Raw genomic sequence first — 16,404 nt, 5'->3', positions numbered from 1 at the left:
CATATTTGGCGTTGACTTTTGGCACGCTGTTGAGTTCTCAAGGAACGGACGCTTCCTTCAAGTCCCTCTCAGGACCCTCCGGGCTTTTCCCTTCGATGTTTCAAACCTTATCAGGCTTTTTCCGTCCCCCTGACCATCCCCTGCGGACAGGCAGAGGTGTAGACCAGTTAGGATCTCGGCTTGAAAGGTTGCTGCCGACCCCCGACTCGACGTCGCGTTGGGGTCACGCAGGGGTACGACAGTACCTGGCGCCGGAGAGCGAGGCAAATCGTTTCCGGTGGCCCTCTAGGTCCGTCAAGCCGGTAGCTTTCGGTCGGAACTAGGACTTCAACTGACATACGCTTCTGAACAGTGTGCCGCCCCCTACGAGCAGTGACGGGGGTGCGGCGAATCTCCACCCCTGGGAGGCCCCATGACCACAGTGACGTCCCCTCTTGCCGGACGTGCCATCGGACTGTCCGCGGTGCCGGACCCGGTGTTCTCCGGTGCGATGGTCGGTCCCGGTACCGCCATCGACCCCGTCCGTGAGCCCTCCGAGGCCGTGTCCCCCGTCGACGGCGTCGTCGTCTCCTTGCACCCGCACGCCTACGTCGTGGTCGACGCCGAGGGGCACGGCGTGCTGGTGCACCTGGGCATCGACACCGTGCAGCTGAACGGCGAGGGCTTCGAACTGCTGGTCAACAAGGGGGACACCGTCACCCGCGGCCAGGCCATGGTGCGCTGGAACCCCGTCGCCGTCGAAGAGGCCGGGAAGTCCCCCGTCTGTCCGATCGTGGCGCTTGAGGCCACGGCCGATGCGCTCGGCGACGTCGTCGAGAGCGGCGACGTGAAGGTCGGGGACTCCCTCTTCTCCTGGCAGTGACGTCGTCGTGACGTCGGTTGGCCGTGGTCACGGCCGGTACGAGATCCATCGCGGCGGCACGGGCCGCCGCTCGACCGGGGACGGGTGAAATGGAGACAACGCTGCGAGGCGTCGGCGTGAGCCACGGTGTCGCCATCGGAGAAGTACGGCACATGGGTACGGCGGTGCTGGAGCCGCCCGCCAAGCAGAACCCCGCACAGGACGCGGAGCGCGAACAGGGGCGCGCCCGTCAGGCCGTCGACGCGGTGGCCGCCGATCTGATCGCCCGGGGCAACCTGGCGGGCGGCGAGGCGCAGGCCGTGCTGGAGGCCCAGGCGCTGATGGCCCAGGATCCGGAGCTGATGGCGGACGTGGACCGGCGGATCACCGTCGGGAGCACGGCGGAGCGCGCGGTGTACGACGCGTTCGCCGCCTATCGGGCGCTGCTGGCGGGTGCCGGGGAGTACCTGGCCGGTCGGGTCGCGGACCTCGACGACGTGCGGAACCGGATCGTGGCGCGGCTGCTCGGCGTGCCCATGCCGGGCGTGCCGGACAGCGACGAGCCGTACGTGCTGATCGCGCGGGACCTCGCGCCCGCGGACACGGCGCTGCTGGACCCGACGCTGGTGCTGGGGTTCGTGACCGAGGAGGGCGGGCCGACCAGCCACAGCGCGATCCTCGCGCGGGCGCTCGGGGTGCCGGCCGTGGTGGCGCTGCCCGGGGCCGGCGAGCTGGCCGAGGGCACGTTGGTCGCGGTGGACGGCAGCACGGGTGAGATCTTCGTGCAGCCGAGCGCGGAGAAGCAGGCCGAGTTGGAGCGGGCCGCGGCGGAGCGGAAGGCGGCGCTGTCGGCGTCGAGCGGGCCGGGTGCCACGTCGGACGGGCACAAGGTGCCGCTGCTGGCGAACGTCGGCGGCCCCGATGACGTGCCGGCGGCGGTGGAGGCCGGTGCCGAGGGCGTCGGGCTGTTCCGTACGGAGTTCCTGTTCCTCGACGACAGCAAGCAGGCACCGTCGGAGGAGAAGCAGGTCGACGCGTACCGCCGGGTGCTGGAGGCGTTCCCGGAGGGCCGGGTGGTCGTGCGGGTGCTGGACGCGGGCGCGGACAAGCCGCTCGACTTCCTGACGCCGGCCGACGAGCCGAACCCGGCGCTGGGCGTGCGCGGTCTGCGGACGCTGTTGGACCACCCGGAGGTGCTGGCGACGCAGCTGTCGGCGCTGGCGAAGGCATCCGAGGGCCTGCCGGTGTATTTGGAGGTCATGGCGCCGATGGTGGCGGACCGCACGGACGCGAAGGCGTTCGCGGACGCGTGCCGGGCGGCCGGGCTGCGGGCGAAGTTCGGCGCGATGGTGGAGATTCCGTCAGCGGCGCTGCGGGCGCGGTCGATCCTCCAGGAGGTGGAGTTCCTGTCGCTGGGCACCAACGACCTGGCGCAGTACACCTTCGCGGCGGACCGTCAGGTGGGTGCGGTGTCGCGCTTGCAGGATCCGTGGCAACCGGCGTTGCTGGACCTGGTGGCGCTGTCCGCCGAGGCGGCTCGGGCCGAGGGCAAGAGCTGTGGCGTGTGCGGTGAGGCCGCCTCCGATCCGTTGCTCGCGTGCGTGCTGACGGGGCTGGGGGTGACGTCGCTGTCGATGGGCGCGGCGTCGATTCCGTACGTGCGGGCGATGCTCGCGAAGTACACGCTCGCGCAGTGCGAGCGGGCTGCCGCTGCGGCTCGCGCCGCCGACACCGCCGAGGAGGCGCGGACGGCTGCCCAGGCGGTGCTGTCCGGCGAGTAGCGCTCGCTGGTGTGTGTTGGGCGGAAGGGCCTCGCTGGTGCGGGGCCCTTCCGTCGTGTCGTGGTCCGGGTCGGGGTTCAGTGGTGGGGGTCGGGTTCGTCCGAGGGGACCTCGAAGCCGGCGCGGTACTCGACGTTCGGCTCGGGGGACACGGGTTCGCCGGTGGTGGCGTCGGTGCAGTAGGCGCTGAAGACCTCCGCTTCGGTGAGGGGGACGAGGCTGCTCGCGTCCAGCCGCCAGCCGTGGAGTCGTACGGGGACGTCGGCGGAGGTGGTGGTGCGCAGGACCACGCCCGCGGGGCGGTGGAGGGCGACGGCGGTGGCGAGGACGGTGACGAACTCGGTCAGTGCCACGGTGTCGATGCGGGCGGTGGAGCCCGTGGCGTCGCGCTGCGCGTGGAGGGCGGCGAGGAGGTGTTCTTCGGGGGCGAGGACGCTGCACACCAGGTGGTGGGCGCCTGGTCCGGCGGCTTCGAGGAGTCTGCTGAGCAGGTGGAACGCCCGGTCGAAGGACGCCTTGCCGATGTCCTCGCCGCAGTCGGCGCAGGCTCCGATGTCGGCGAGGAGGGAGGCCGCGTACTCCCAGGTGGCTTGGCGGACGGCGTTGTCGATCAGGCGGGGCAGCAGGTCGCCAAGGGGTTGGCCGGTGTAGGTGAGGGCGTCGCCGCGGGCGGCGACGGAGGCGGTGTAGCGGCTTCGGCTGCGGGTGGCGTCGGGGTCGATGCCTTCGTCGGTGCAGTACTCCGCGAAGTCGTCGGGGTCGAAGAGGGCGACGGAGGTGTACAGGCCGTCGGCCGTGCGGGAGGCGAGCAGGGCTTCGACGTGCCGTAGGTACGCGGGGTGGTCGTCGAAGGGGAAGGTGTCGTACCCGAGCATGGCGTGGAAGTCGTGGGCGTCGGTGAGGACGCCCACGGTGCCGGGGACCTCGCGGCGCAGGGCGCGCCGCTGTGCTGCCCGGGTCCGTGGCCGGCCCGTGGTGCGTCGGGACCGGTGGGAGCGGCGGCGAGCGCTCGATGCGCTGCGTTCGCCGGGGTCGCGGTGGTCGCCGTGTTCGGCCGGTGTGGTGTCGGGTGTCATGGTCTCCCCCTGGGCGTGCCGTCGGTCGTGCGCACCCGTGGCGGGGTGCGCACGATCGCGTGCACAACGTCGATCAGTGACTACTCACCGTAGCGAGCGCCACTGACAACGGGCCGCGGGCGAGGCGTCAGGTGCCCTGTCGGGTGCGGGCGAGTTCCACGTAGAACGCCAGCAGGTCGGGCTTGTCGACGGAGCCCGGGTTGACCGCCTTGCTGAGGGCGGCGCCCTGGAGGAGGCGTTTGACGGGCACTTCGAGGCGCTTGCCGGTGAGGGTGTGCGGGACGGCGGGGATCTCGATGATGTCGTCGGGGACGTGGCGCGGCGAGAGCTGTTCCTTGATGGTGTTCTTGATCGTGGTGCGCAGTGCGTCGTCGAGGGCGACACCGGCGGCGAGGTGGACGAAGAGGGGCATCCAGTAGCCGCCGCCTTCCTCTTCGAGGCCGATGACGAGGGATTCGCGGATCTGCGGGAGTCGTTCGACGGCCTCGTAGATGTCGGCGGAGCCCATGCGGACGCCCTGGCGGTTGAGGGTGGAGTCCGAGCGGCCGTGGATGACGACGGTGCCACGGTCGGTGATGGTGATCCAGTCGCCGTGCCGCCAGGCGCCGGGGAACATGTCGAAGTACGCGGCGCGGTAGCGGGCCGCGTCGGGGTCGTTCCAGAAGGCCGTGGGCATGGAGGGCATGGCCTGGGTGACGATCAGCTCGCCGACCTCGTCCACGACGTCGTGCCCCGTGGGGTCCCAGGAGTGCAGGTCGGTGCCGAGGCCGGCGGCCTGGAGTTCGCCGATGTGGACGGGGAGGGTGGGCACGGCACCGGCGAAGCAGCTGCACACGTCGGTGCCGCCGCTGACGGAGGCGGTCCACAGGTCGGCGCCGGCCTCGGCGAACTCGTCGTGCAGCCAGCGGAAGCCGTCGGGCGGGAGGGGCGAGCCGGTGGTGGCGACGCAGCCCACGCGGGAGAGGTCGTGGTCGCGCGCGGGGTGCACGCCGGCCTTTCGGCAGGCCATGACGTACGCGGCGGAGGTGCCGAAGAAGGTGGCACCGGTGCGTTCGGCGACGGCCCACTGGGCCCCGACGTGGGGGTGGCCGGGGCTGCCGTCGTAGAGGACGACGGTGGTGCCGGTGAGCAGGCCGGAGACGAGGAAGTTCCACATCATCCAGCCGGTGGAGGTGTACCAGAAGAACCGGTCGTCGGGGCCGAGGTCGCAGTGGAGGGCGAGCTGCTTGAGGTGTTCGAGGAGGATGCCACCCTGGGACTGGACGATGGCCTTGGGCAGTCCGGTGGTGCCGGAGGAGTACAGGATCCACAGCGGGTGGTCGAAGGGGACCGGGGCGTACGTCAGCGGTCCGGGGTCGCCCGCGGTGACGTCGGCCCAGTCGGCGGCGCCGTCGGGTGCAGGGGTGCCGAGCAGGGGGACGTGGACGACGGCGCGCAGGGTGGGGAGTTCGGCGCGGAGTTCGGCGACGGTCGTGGTGCGGTCGTGCTCCTTGCCGCCGTAGCGGTAGCCGTCGACGGCGAAGAGGACGACGGGCTCGACCTGTTGGAAGCGGTCGAGGACGCTGCGGGCCCCGAAGTCGGGGGCGCAGGAGGTCCACACGGCGCCGACGGCTGCGCTGGCGAGGAGTGCGACGACGGCCTGGGGGACGTTCGGCAGGTACGCGCAGACGCGGTCGCCGGGGGTGACGCCGAGGGAGCGCAGGTGGGCGGCGAGGGCGGCGACCTGGCGGCGCAGCTCGGCCCAGCTCGTCTCGACGGGCCCCGTGGTGTCGTCGGTGGCCTCGTCGACGTGGACGAGGGCCGGGGCGTCGGGGCGGGTGTCGGCGGCGCGCAGCGCGTGCTCGGCGTAGTTGAGGGTGCCGCCGGTGAACCACCGGGCGCCGGGCATCTCGGGGTGGGAGAGCACCCGGTCGTAGGGGGTGGTGAACCGTACGTCGAAGTACTCGGCGACCGCGCCCCAGAAGGTGTCGAGATCGGCGACGGACCAGGCGTGGAGGGCGTGGTAGCCGCCGTCGGAGGGGGCTCCGTGGTGTGCGGCGGCCCAGCGCTGGAAGTGGGTGATCCTCGCGGCGGCGATCCGGTCGGCGTCCGGCTGCCACAGCGGGGCGGGGGTCGCGGCTGGGGACGCTTGGTGCGCTGCGTTCGCTGGGGTCACGGTGCGGCTCCCGGAGGGCTCTGGTCCGCGCTCCCGGTCCTGGGTGTCAGGGGTGGGGCGCCGTGTGCTGTCTGAGGCTGTCAAAAGGTGCCGTGCGCGTGCGGGGTGTGCGGTGGCACGGGCTGACACGGACGATGCCATGTGATCGTCTTTCGCACCAGAGCGGCGGGGAGCGGCCCGCGCCCGGGGTCGGAGCCGCCGGGAGCTGCATGGAACCGGCCGGACCTCCACCGTGCTGATCGACTTCGATCAGAACCGATCCGTGCTGAGCGCAGAGCCGATCCGTGCTGAGCGAATCCCCGGCGGACTGCGCGGGACAAGGGCACATCGGAACAGATGCGACCGAACCGGATCTGTTGTTCGATCGCGACGGGCGTCACCCTGGGTGAACGGCAGTTGAACGGTCCTCGTGTACCGGTCCCCGGGTGGCAGGCTGACGTGCATGGACGGTCATGAGTTCGTGCGTTCGGTGAGGGACCTGGCCACGCGCCGGGGGCTGCGGGCCGCTCGGTCGGCGTGGCGCGGACGTCGGACCGACGCGCGGAGCCTGCCGGCGCGGGGCGCCGAGCGGGCGCGGGTGCCCGGTTCGGTGGCGGGCGTGGAGCCGCTGCCCGGCGGGGGCGTCGTGCGCTTCGCCCGCTCCGAGTTGCGGATCCTGGTGGCGTCCGGGGGCGCGGTGTTCTGGGGGTGGGACGGGGCCGACCCCGAGCCGTCGTACGCACTGGCCGGCACGGCACCCGAAGCGGACCCGCGGGCCCAGTTGGAGCCGGACAAGGACTGCGGCTGGCGGGTGGTGTCCGAGCGGGTGACGGTGGAGGTCTCCCGACACGGCGCCGTGGAGGTCCGTACGCCCGGCGGGGTGGTGCTGCGGCGGGATCTGCCGCCGCGCTGGTGGGAGCCGGTGCGTGGCGGGCCGGCGCGCTGGGTGCAGCGCACCGAGGTGGCGGCGGACGCGCGCTTCTTCGGCCTCGGCGGGCGCTCCGCCGGGCCGCGGCTGCCCAGTGGTGAGTACAGCCTGTGGAACACCGACCCGCGGGGCTCCTTCGGCCCCGGCGACGATCCGCTGTCCATCACGATGCCCGTGCAGGTGGTCGTCGCGGACGCGGGCACGCACCTGGCCTTCTACGACAACACGTGGGAGGGGCGGGTGGTGCTGCGCGAGGGTGCCGAGGGCGAGGGGTCGGGGCACGACCGGCCGGGCACCAGCGTGCTGCGGATGGACGGCGGTCCGCTGCGGTGCTGGGTGGTCGTGGGCACGCCGGCGCGCGTGCTGGCGCGCTGGTCGCGGCTGACCGGGCCGGCCGCGGTGCCGCCGTCGTGGGCGCTGGGCCCGCAGCACGCCCGTTGGGGCTTCGGCAACCAGGAGGAGGTCCGCCGGGTCGTCGCCGGCTACCGCGAGCGGAACCTGCCGCTGTCGGCGGTCCACCTCGACATCGACCACTACGACGGGCACCGGGTGTTCACGGTGGACCGGCGGCGCTTCCCCGACCTGCCGGCGCTGGCCGGGGAGTTGCGGGACGCCGGGGTGCGCACGGTCTCCATCGTGGATCCCGCGGTGAAGGCGGAGCCGGGGAACGCGGTGTACGACAGCGGCCGGCGGGCCGGGGCGTTCGTACGGGACGCGCGCGGGCGCGAGGTGCGCGGCGAGGTCTGGCCCGGTGCGTGCGCCTATCCGGACTTCACGGACCCGCAGGTGCGGCGGTGGTGGGGCCGGTGGTACGAGGAACGCCTCGCCCAGGGCTTCTCGGGCGTGTGGCACGACATGAACGAGCCCGTGTCGTTCGCGCCCTTCGGGGACATGACGCTGCCCCGTTCCGCGCGGCACGCGTTGGAGGGGCGCGGGGGCGACCACCGCGAGGCGCACAACGTGTACGGGCTGACGATGGCGCGCGCCGGGTACGAGGCGCTGCGCCGGCTGCGCCCCCGGGAGCGGCCGTTCCTGTTCACCCGTTCGGGGTGGGTGGGCATGCAGCGCTACGGCGGGACCTGGTCCGGCGACGTGGCGAGCGGCTGGCCGGGGCTGCGGGCCTCGCTCGCGCTGGTGGTGGGGCTCGGGCTGTGCGGGGTGCCGTACTCCGGCCCGGACGTCGGCGGCTTCGACGCGGTGCCGTCGCCGGAGCTGTATCTGCGCTGGTTCCAACTGGGGGCGTACCTGCCGCTGTTCCGTACGCACAGCGCGATCGACGCGGGGCGCAGGGAGCCGTGGGAGTTCGGCCCCGAGGTGCTGCGGCACGCGCGGGCGGCCCTCGTGGAGCGGGAGCGGCTGCGCCCGTACTTCGTGACCCTGGCGCACCTGGCGCGGTTGACGGGGGCGCCGTACGTACGGCCGGTGTGGTGGGGGGCGCCCGAGGACCGGGCACTGCGGGAGTGCGACGACGCCTTCCTGCTCGGGGACGCGCTGTTGGTGGCGCCGGTGTTGGAGGCCGGGGTGGAGCGGCGCACGGTGCGGTTGCCGCGGGGCCGTTGGTACGACACGGCGACCGGTCGGGCCCACCACGGGCCGGGGCAGGTCGAGGTGGCGGCGCCGCTGTCGCGGGTGCCGGTCCTGGCGCGCGCGGGCTCGGTGGTGCCGGTGCGGGGTGCGGACGGGCGGCTGGAGTTGGAGGTGTGGGCGCCGGTGGAGGGGCGCAAGGGCGGCGGGCTGGTGGTGCCCGACCAGGGCGACGGCTGGGCGCGCGCGGAGGTGGAGCGCTATGCGACCCGGCTCACGAAGGGGCGCGTGGTGGTGAAGCAGATCCGCGGGGACGGCACGGCCGCGCCGCGCCGGCGGGTGCGGGTGCGGGGGCTGCCGTAGGGAACAGGACGGGGGTCAGGCGTAACGGCCGGCGAACCAGTTCGCGACCACCTCGGTGTGCAGCGGGAAGGCCAGGTCCGCGGGGCCGCGCAGCAGGTGCCAGCCGGCCGTCTCGCCCGTGGGGACCGACGGCGGCAACGTGGCCGCGGCGCGCGGCGGCAGCAGGGCGAAGACCAGCAGGTGTCCGGTGGAGCCGCTGAGGACGTCGGCGAGCCGGACCGCAGCGGCGTCGGCCTCGATGCGCGTCTCCTCGCGCAGTTCGCGCACGGCGGCTTCCTGCCAGGTCTCCCCGAGGTCGACGAAGCCGCCGGGGAGCGCCGCCCTGCCCGCCGCGGGCTCCACCGTGCGGGTGATGACGACGAGCCCGGCGCCGTCGGCGTCGTGCACGGGCTGGAGCACCACGGCCACGGGCAGCGGGTTGCGGTAGGCGGTGGCGCCGCACGACGGGCAGGTGCGCGGCCAGCCGGCCACCGGGCCGTACGGGGCGCCGCAGTCGGCGCAGTGCGAGTTCTCGGACACGCGCGGACTGTAGCCGACGGGGCGGAGCCGGTCCCGGGCACCCCGCAGAGCTCTGGCCGCCCGCCGCGGTGCGGGTTTACGGTGCCCGGCATGGAGCGGACATTCGATTCGTACGAGGAATTCTGGCCGTACTACGTGGCGATGCACTCCAAGGCGGCCACCCGCTGGGTCCATCTCACGGGCACGCTGACCGGGCTCGCGGTCACGGCGTACGGGCTGGCGCGCGGGCGCAGGCGCTATCTGGCGGCGCTCCCGCTCATCGGGTACGGCACGGCGTGGCCCGCGCACTTCTTCATCGAGGGGAACAACCCGGCGACGTTCGGGCATCCGGCGTGGTCGTTGCGGGGTGACGCGCAGATGATCCGGATGATGCTGACCGGCCGCGACGCGGAGCTGGCGGAGACCGCCGCCAAGTGGCTCGCCGAGAACGGCTGACCCGTGGCACACTTCTGACGTTCCGTCAGTTTTCGTGGCCGGGAGGGACCCTTGACGCGCACACCGGTGGTGGCCGGCTGGTTCACACAGGGCGACGGGGAGGAGTTCCGGCTGCTCGGCACCCGCTGCGGCGACTGCGGTGCGGTCTTCTTCCCGCGTGAGGACTCCTTCTGCCGCAACCCCGCCTGCGCCGGGGACGCGTTGGCGGAGGTCGCGCTCTCCCGACGGGGCACGGTCTGGTCGTACACCGACGGCCGCTACCGTCCCCCGCCGCCGTACGTCTCCGATCCGGACGTCCCCTGGGAGCCGTACGTCCTGGTCGCGGTCGAGTTGGCCGCGGAGGGAATGGTCCTGCTGGGGCAGGCCGCGCCCGGGGTGTCGACGGCGGACCTCTCCGTCGGCGCCGAGGTGGAGGTGGTCCCCGGCGTCCTGGACGAGGACCGGGAGACGGGCACGGTCCGGACGACCTGGCACTGGCGCCCGGTGGCGTCATGAGCGGGGAGCGGGACGTCGCGGTCCTCGGGGCCGGCATGCACCCCTGGGGCAAGTGGGGCCACAGCTTCGTCCGGTACGGGACCCTCGCCGCCCGGGCCGCCCTCGCCGACGCCGGGCTCGACTGGCGCCGCGTCACATCCGTCGTCGGCGCGGACACGGTGCGCGGCGGCTACCCCGGACACGTGGCGGGCGCCACCTTCGCCCGGGCGCTGGGCTGGCAGGGGGCGCGGGTCACCAGCGTGTACGCCGCCTGTGCGTCGGGCGCGCAGGCGATCGGCACCGCACGGGCCCAGATCCTCGCGGGGCTCGCCGACGTGGTGCTGGTGGTGGGCGCCGACGCCGCGCCGAAGGGCTTCTTCGCCCCCGCCGGCGGCGACCGGCCGGACGACCCCGACTGGCTGCGCTTCCGGATCCTGGGGGCGACCAACCCCGCGTACTTCGGCCTGTACGCCCGGCGCCGCATGGCCCTGTACGGGGACACCACCGACGACTTCGCCCGCGTCAAGGTGAAGAACGCGGCGGTCGGCGCGCTCAATCCGCACGCCCGCTACCGCAAGCCCGTCACGGCCGAGGAGGTCGCCGCGTCCGCCGTCGTCGCCGACCCGCTGCGGCTGCTGGACGTCTGCGCCACCTCGGACGGCGGCGCGGCGCTGGTGCTGTCCAGCGTGGAGTTCGCGCGCCGGCACGGCGTGGCCGACCCGGTCCGCGTCCGGGCGGTCTCGACCGTCACCCCGACGTATCCGAGGACCGTGCTCGACCTGCCGGACATCGCGACGGACTCGACCACGGCGGTCGGAATCGACGGCGGCGGCTCCTTCAGGGCGTCCATCGCGCACGCCGCGTACGAGGAGGCGGGCATCGGACCGGAGGACCTGTCGCTCGCCGAGGTGTACGACCTGTCCACCGCGCTGGAACTGGAGTGGTACGAGGACATCGGGCTGTGCGGACCGGGCGAGGGGGCGAAGCTCGTGCGCGAGGGGGTCACGGCGCTCGGCGGGCGCGTACCCGTCAATGCGAGCGGGGGGTTGGCGTCGTTCGGGGAGGCCGTGCCCGCGCAGGCGATCGCGCAGGTCTGCGAGCTGACCTGGCAGTTGAGGGGGGCCGCGGGGGCGCGGCAGGTGGCCGGGGCCCGGGTCGGGGTCACCGCCAACCAAGGGCTGTTCGGCCACGGGTCGGCGGTGGTGGTGGTCCGCTGACGCCTCCGGGCGTCAGGCGGAGGCGTGTCGGTGCTCGGGGTCGACCCGTTCCAGGGCGTGCTCCACCACCGCCACCAACGCCAGCTTCGCGGAGTCGCGTTCACGGGCGTCGCACATCATCAGCGGCACCCCGGGGTCGAGGTCGAGCGCGGCGCGCACGGACGCCGCGGGGAACCGCTCAGCCCCGTCGAAGCAGTTGACGGCGACGGTGAAGGGGATGCCGCGGCGCTCGAAGTAGTCCACCGCGGCGAAGGAGTCCTGGAGGCGACGGGTGTCGGCCAGCACCACGGCGCCGAGCGCGCCCTGCGCCAACTCGTCCCACAGGAACCAGAAGCGCTGCTGGCCCGGCGTGCCGAAGAGGTACAGCACCAGGTCGTCGCGGAGGGTGATGCGTCCGAAGTCCATCGCGACGGTGGTGGTCGTCTTGCCCGCGACGCCCGCGGTGTCGTCCACGGGCCGCCCCGCCTCGCTCAGCACCTCCTCGGTGCGCAGCGGCCTGATCTCGCTCACCGCGCCCACCAGCGTCGTCTTCCCCACCCCGAATCCACCGGCGACCAGGATCTTCAGCGCCACCGGCTCGACGGGCTTGCGGACACTAGAGCGCCCGAAGGGCATTGATCACCTCACGGAGGATGTTCACGTCCGGCAGCTCGGCCGGCGGAACGGGGCGGGAGACGTGGACGAGCGCGCCTTCGACGAGATCGCCCACCAGCACCCGTACGACCCCCACCGGGAGGTCCAGGCCGGTGGCGAGTTCGGCGATCGACTGCGGGCTGCGTTCGCAGCGTTCGACGATGTCGACGTGCTCCGGGGAGAGCGATCCGTCGTGGTGCAGGTGGTGGGCCGAGGGCTCGGCCACGACCAGGGCGATCATGTCGAGCCGGTGCTGGCCCGTGCTGCTGGTGCGACCGCGGGTCATGGCGTACGGGCGGACCACCGGCGACGCGTCGGCGTCGAAGAAGTGGTGGCGGTGCTGGGAGTGCCGGGGGTGGTGTGCCGAGTCACTCATGCCCGCGCTCATCCCCCGGCGCTGGCGGGACCGGTCCGGGGGGCGGTGGACAGGTGCGCGCCGACCCGCTTGACCATGAGGGTCATCTCGTAGGCGATCTGGCCGACGTCCGCGTCGGCGTCGGCGAGGACGGCGAGGCAACTGCCGTCGCCGGCGGCGGTGACGAAGAGGAACGCCTCGTCCAACTCCACCACGGTCTGGCGGACCCGGCCCACGTCGAAGTGGTGTCCGACGCCCTTGGCGAGGCTGTGGAAGCCGGAGGCGACGGCGGCGAGGTGCTCGCCGTCCTCCCGGGTCAGGGCGCGCGAGGCGCCGGTGGCCAGGCCGTCCCGGGAGAGCACCAGGGCCTGGCGGATGCTGCCGACCCGGTCGACGAGTTCGTCGAGCAGCCAGTTGAGTGCGCCGGAGCCCTGCGCGGGGTCTTCGCCGACGGCGTGTGCTGCGGCGTGCGGTGCGGTCATGGGCCGTCCCCCTCCGGGGTGGTTCGTGGTGCCGGCCGGCCGGTGCCCGGGCCGGTGGACTGGTCGACACCTTCGGCGGCACCGTCCGCGTTCTCGCGGCGGCCCCGCTGCCAGCCGCGCTGCATGGCCGCCATGCGGGTGCGCACCTCGTCCGGGTCGCGTTCGGCGTCGGGACCGAGATGACGCGCGTCGTCGTGGTGGGTCGGGGGCTGCCGGGTCCGGCCGGTGTCGGGGTCGGCCCTGAGCTGCGGGGCGAGGCTGGCCTGGCGCACGCGTCGCGGCAGTCCGTCGACCGGTGCGGGCGGCGGTTCTTCGTACGGGGGGACGGCGTCGAGCGCTTCGGGGCGGCCGGCGGATCCCGCGCGCGCGGGGTCCGGGGCCGGCAGGGGCTCGGGGAACGGAGCCGGGTGGGTGCGGACAGGCTCATCGACCCTGTGTCCGCCGTCGGTGATCAGGGTGGGCGGCTTGGTGCGCCGGGGCAGCGGTGCGCGGTGGGCCTCGTCGGGCTGCGGCTCGTACGGTGCGAACGGGGACAGCGCGTCGGGGAGGCCGTCGGGGGCCCCGGGGTCTTCGGGGGCGTCCCAGTCCGTACGGCCGCCGAGAAGCGCAGGACCGTTCCGCCGCGCCTGGCCGCTCTGGGCGAGCGCGGACAGCTTGGTGCCGCCCTCGCCCTTGCCGTTGCGTCGCCCGAAGGGCCCGTTCCCGGCCCGGTCGATGCGGACGCCCCTGCTCTCGGTGTCCGGGGCGTCGGTCAGCAGGGCGGCCGGGATGAAGACGATCGCCGAAGTGCCCCCGTACGGGGAGGGCTGGAGCGACACCCGTACGTTCTGGCGCTGGGCGAGCCGGCTGACCACGAACAGGCCGAGCCGGTCGGTGTTCGACAGCTCGAACTCCGGGGTCTCCGCGAGGCGCAGGTTGGCGTCCAGCAGGACCTCGGGCGCCATGCCGAGACCGCGGTCGTGGATCTCCAGGGTGAAGCCGTTGGCGACGCGTTCGCCGTGGACCTGGACCGTGGTGTGCGGCGGGGAGAACACCGTCGCGTTCTCCAGGAGTTCGGCGATGAGGTGGGTGAGGTCGGCGACGGCCGATCCGCCGACGCCGATGCGGGCCAGTCGGCGCACCTCGATGCGTTCGTAGTCCTCGACCTCGGCCACCGCGGCCCGGACCACGTCCATCAGCTGGACGGGTCTGCGCCACTGCCGGGAGGGGGTGGCGCCGGAGAGGATCACCAGGCCCTCGGCGTGGCGGCGCATGCGGGTGGTGAGGTGGTCGAGGCGGAAGAGGTCCGCGAGTTCGTCGGTGTCCTCGGTGCGGCGCTCCATGGTGTCGAGGAGCGTGAGTTGGCGGTGGAGCAGGACCTGGTTGCGGCGGGCGAGGTTGACGAAGACCTCGGAGACGCCGCGGCGCATCTCGGCCTGGCGCACGGCCGCTTCGACGGCGGCGCGCTGGAGGGTGTTGAGGGCGTGGCCGGCCTGGCCGATCTCGTCCTTCTCGTACTCCAGGCGCGGGGCTTCGGTCTCGACGTCCACCGGTTCGCCGGCGGCCAGGCGCCGCATGACGCTGGGCAGCCGGACGCTGGACACCTCGTGCGCCTCGCGGCTCAGCCGGGAGAGGTCGCGGACCAGGTCGCGGCCGATGCGCACGGAGACGACGACGGAGACGAGGAGGGCGGCGAAGCCGAGGACGCCGGCGACGCCCGCCTTGACGAAGACGTCGTACGTGGCGGGTTCGACGCGGTCCTCGTGGCGCGTCTGCGCCGCGTTGCCCTCGTCGCGGAGTTCGTCGAGCACCGGAGCGGTGGCCACCTGCCACTCCTGTGCCTCGGACGCTGACGCGTGCCGTAAGGGGCCGCCGGTGGTCAGCCGCTTCTCGGCGTCGCGCAGGGGCGCGGTCTCCGGGCCCTTCCAGAACACGCGGTGGATCTCCCGGTCCTTGGGGAGCAGGGCTTCGAGGCTGGTGTCGTACAGCACCTCGCGCCGGGCGACGAGGCCGGTGAGCTGGCGCAGTTCGTCGGAGTCCACCCGGCCGGCGGTGAAGGCGGACGCGATCAGGGCGTCCTCTCGGGCGAGGGCCTCGCGGGCGCGGGCGAGGCCGACGATGGCGCGGCCCTGGCGCTCCAGGCCGACGTCGCCGAGGGAGTGGAGGGAGTTCAGGAAGGAGAAGCCGGGGTCGACGATGCCGTTGTAGTACTCCAGCGCCTCGATGCGGGTGACGGTGCCCGCCTCCACGGAACGGCGCAGCGCGGTCAGTCCGTCGTATCCCTTGACCAGCTTGCCGAGCTTGCGCTCGCCCTCGGTGCCCAGCGTCTCGCGGGTCTCGGCGTCGTCCGCCCTGGACCTGACCTCGGCGACGGCCGCGTCCGTGGCGCCGCGCCGGGTGCGTAACTCGGGGAGCGCGGTGGAGGCGCGGCGGTCCGCGAGGTAGACGAGGGTCTGACGGCGCTCCTGCTGGAGGGCGTCGATCGCACTGGTGACGGGTTCGCCGACGTCTTCGGTGACCGCGTTGGCTTCGAGGAGTTCACTGGCCTCCCGGCCGGTGAGCACGGTGGTGAAGGCCCACAGTGCGGTGAGGGAGAGCAGCGGCACCAGCAGCAGCGCTGCGATCTTCCGGCGGATGGACTTCCCGCGAAAGCGCATGGCCTCCCTCCCCCGGCCGGAACCGCCCCAACGGACGGTGGTGTTCCGTCACTCCGTCAACAAACGGCGCGAGCCTACTACTGTCACACAAGCAACTCGAAGGGCCGTCCGGACGATTTTCGGCCGACCGGAGGGGTGTTGCCCACGGGTTGCTCCGGCATTCAAGGTGTTGGGATTCCCGGCGTGTCGCAAGGGGGTGCGGAGAGCGTCGGCTCCCCCGTCGCTGGAGATGGCCGGATTCATTCGTTTCATGCCCGGGTGGTGGAACAAATCGGCGCTCTCGTGCGTCCTTATGTGCAGAGCTGTTGGGATCCTGGTGATAGCGGTCGGTAGCGCGAGGTTCGCCCGCACTGCCGGTTTTCCCTTGAGGTCTCCAGTTGTCGGATTCCGGCGTCGATGTCCGGTGTCGGTTTCCGGTGCCTGCGGCGCTGCCGGAGGCGGAGGCTGGAGTAGGGCCGAGGGATTTCGGGCAGCCACCCAGAGGCCGGATGGATGTGGGGGGACGTGGGAAGTGACCAGGACGATGGACCAGGGGGAGCGTCGCGAGTCGATGCGGTACGCCTCGGATGAGGCGCGCGCGCCGCGGCAGCTGTGGGTGGAGGAGCCCACCGCCCGGGCCCGGCTCGCGGACCCCGTGCGCACCGCAGCGGTGCGGGCCGTGCTCATCGTGGCCATCACGCTCATTCAGGCGATGGTGGCCTTCCTGAGCACCCTCGCCGGCTCCTGGCTCGCCTTCCCGATGGTGCTCAGCAGTGTCGCCAGTACGGTCGTCGCGACCTGGTCCGTGCTGGACGTGTGGGTGACCCACCAGGTCTGGAAGCAGCGTCACGGCGTGATTTCCGAGCCCAGCAGCAGTGCCCGCCAGTTGCGCCGGGAGCGCCGCCGGGCCCGGCGGGCAGCCCGTGCCGAAGCCCGTCGCGAGGCGCGAATACGGCGCCGCGAGCCGCACGGCACGGCCCGGATGGCCAAGGCCGAGGCGTCCGCGTAGGAGCCGCAGGCGTATGGA

14 protein-coding genes are annotated in these 16,404 nt (G+C 73.1%); 7 read left to right on the top strand and 7 right to left on the bottom strand.

Annotated elements, in window-relative coordinates:
- Window positions 1–412: 412 nt before the first annotated feature.
- Together AB0E05_RS26245 and ptsP are read left to right on the top strand one after the other, a co-directional pair.
- Window positions 413–862 carry a PTS glucose transporter subunit IIA gene (locus AB0E05_RS26245; RefSeq protein ID WP_361967691.1) on the top strand — a complete coding sequence of 150 codons (450 nt, stop codon included), beginning with the start codon at window positions 413–415 and terminating at the stop codon, window positions 860–862.
- Between the two features lie 89 nt (window positions 863–951).
- Complete coding sequence (gene ptsP, locus AB0E05_RS26240) at window positions 952–2,622, top strand: phosphoenolpyruvate--protein phosphotransferase (protein WP_361967689.1); 1,671 nt, start codon at window positions 952–954, stop codon at window positions 2,620–2,622.
- Between the two features lie 77 nt (window positions 2,623–2,699).
- On the opposite strand, the gene AB0E05_RS26235 is transcribed toward ptsP, so the two are convergent.
- Window positions 2,700–3,698, bottom strand: coding sequence for a hypothetical protein (locus tag AB0E05_RS26235; protein ID WP_361967687.1), 999 nt, complete (start codon window positions 3,696–3,698; stop codon window positions 2,700–2,702).
- A 127-nt stretch (window positions 3,699–3,825) separates the two neighbouring features.
- On the bottom strand, window positions 3,826–5,853 hold the full coding sequence (locus AB0E05_RS26230) for an acetoacetate--CoA ligase (protein WP_361967685.1): 2,028 nt from the start codon (window positions 5,851–5,853) through the stop codon (window positions 3,826–3,828).
- A gap of 442 nt (window positions 5,854–6,295) precedes the next feature.
- Here AB0E05_RS26230 and AB0E05_RS26225 point away from each other — a divergent pair, with 442 nt between their 5' ends.
- Window positions 6,296–8,647 carry a glycoside hydrolase family 31 protein gene (locus tag AB0E05_RS26225; protein ID WP_361967683.1) on the top strand — a complete coding sequence of 784 codons (2,352 nt, stop codon included), beginning with the start codon at window positions 6,296–6,298 and terminating at the stop codon, window positions 8,645–8,647.
- 15 nt (window positions 8,648–8,662) lie between these two features.
- Here the strand turns inward: AB0E05_RS26225 and AB0E05_RS26220 are convergent, their stop codons facing one another.
- The gene (locus tag AB0E05_RS26220) at window positions 8,663–9,166 is read right to left on the bottom strand and encodes an NUDIX domain-containing protein (protein ID WP_361967681.1); all 504 of its coding nucleotides are present in this window, start codon (window positions 9,164–9,166) and stop codon (window positions 8,663–8,665) included.
- A gap of 90 nt (window positions 9,167–9,256) precedes the next feature.
- On the opposite strand from AB0E05_RS26220, the gene AB0E05_RS26215 reads away from it, so the two are divergent.
- From AB0E05_RS26215 to AB0E05_RS26205, 3 genes are all read left to right on the top strand, one after another.
- The gene (locus AB0E05_RS26215; RefSeq protein ID WP_361967679.1) at window positions 9,257–9,601 is read left to right on the top strand and encodes a DUF962 domain-containing protein; all 345 of its coding nucleotides are present in this window, start codon (window positions 9,257–9,259) and stop codon (window positions 9,599–9,601) included.
- Window positions 9,602–9,670: 69 nt separating this feature from the next.
- Window positions 9,671–10,096: a zinc ribbon domain-containing protein gene (locus AB0E05_RS26210; protein WP_361967704.1), complete on the top strand. Its 426-nt coding sequence runs from the start codon at window positions 9,671–9,673 to the stop codon at window positions 10,094–10,096.
- Entirely contained in the window at window positions 10,093–11,292 is a 1,200-nt protein-coding gene (locus AB0E05_RS26205; RefSeq protein ID WP_361967677.1) for a lipid-transfer protein, read from the top strand. Before AB0E05_RS26210 ends, AB0E05_RS26205 begins: the two co-directional genes overlap by 4 nt.
- A 12-nt stretch (window positions 11,293–11,304) precedes the next feature.
- On the opposite strand, the gene AB0E05_RS26200 is transcribed toward AB0E05_RS26205, so the two are convergent.
- Genes AB0E05_RS26200 through AB0E05_RS26185 form a run of 4 tightly spaced genes read right to left on the bottom strand, consistent with a single transcriptional unit; the run spans window position 11,305 to window position 15,398 of the window.
- Window positions 11,305–11,907, bottom strand: coding sequence for an ATP/GTP-binding protein (locus tag AB0E05_RS26200; RefSeq protein ID WP_361967675.1), 603 nt, complete (start codon window positions 11,905–11,907; stop codon window positions 11,305–11,307).
- Window positions 11,888–12,301 (bottom strand): DUF742 domain-containing protein, encoded by a 414-nt coding sequence (locus AB0E05_RS26195; protein ID WP_361967673.1) that lies wholly within the window; start codon window positions 12,299–12,301, stop codon window positions 11,888–11,890. The genes AB0E05_RS26200 and AB0E05_RS26195 overlap by 20 nt, the downstream gene beginning before the upstream one ends.
- Before the next feature lie 8 nt (window positions 12,302–12,309).
- Entirely contained in the window at window positions 12,310–12,762 is a 453-nt protein-coding gene (locus AB0E05_RS26190; protein WP_361967671.1) for a roadblock/LC7 domain-containing protein, read from the bottom strand.
- Window positions 12,759–15,398: a nitrate- and nitrite sensing domain-containing protein gene (locus AB0E05_RS26185; RefSeq protein ID WP_361967669.1), complete on the bottom strand. Its 2,640-nt coding sequence runs from the start codon at window positions 15,396–15,398 to the stop codon at window positions 12,759–12,761. The genes AB0E05_RS26190 and AB0E05_RS26185 overlap by 4 nt, the downstream gene beginning before the upstream one ends.
- Before the next feature lie 550 nt (window positions 15,399–15,948).
- Between AB0E05_RS26185 and AB0E05_RS26180 the strand changes: the two genes are divergently transcribed.
- On the top strand, window positions 15,949–16,386 hold the full coding sequence (locus AB0E05_RS26180; RefSeq protein WP_361967702.1) for a hypothetical protein: 438 nt from the start codon (window positions 15,949–15,951) through the stop codon (window positions 16,384–16,386).
- The last annotated feature ends 18 nt before the right edge of the window (window positions 16,387–16,404 follow it).

The sequence above is a fragment of the Streptomyces sp. NPDC048057 genome (genome assembly GCF_040653095.1).
Lineage (GTDB): Bacteria > Actinomycetota > Actinomycetes > Streptomycetales > Streptomycetaceae > Streptomyces.
Note: the sequence above shows the minus strand (reverse complement) of the source record. Positions and strands in the feature narration are given on the sequence as shown.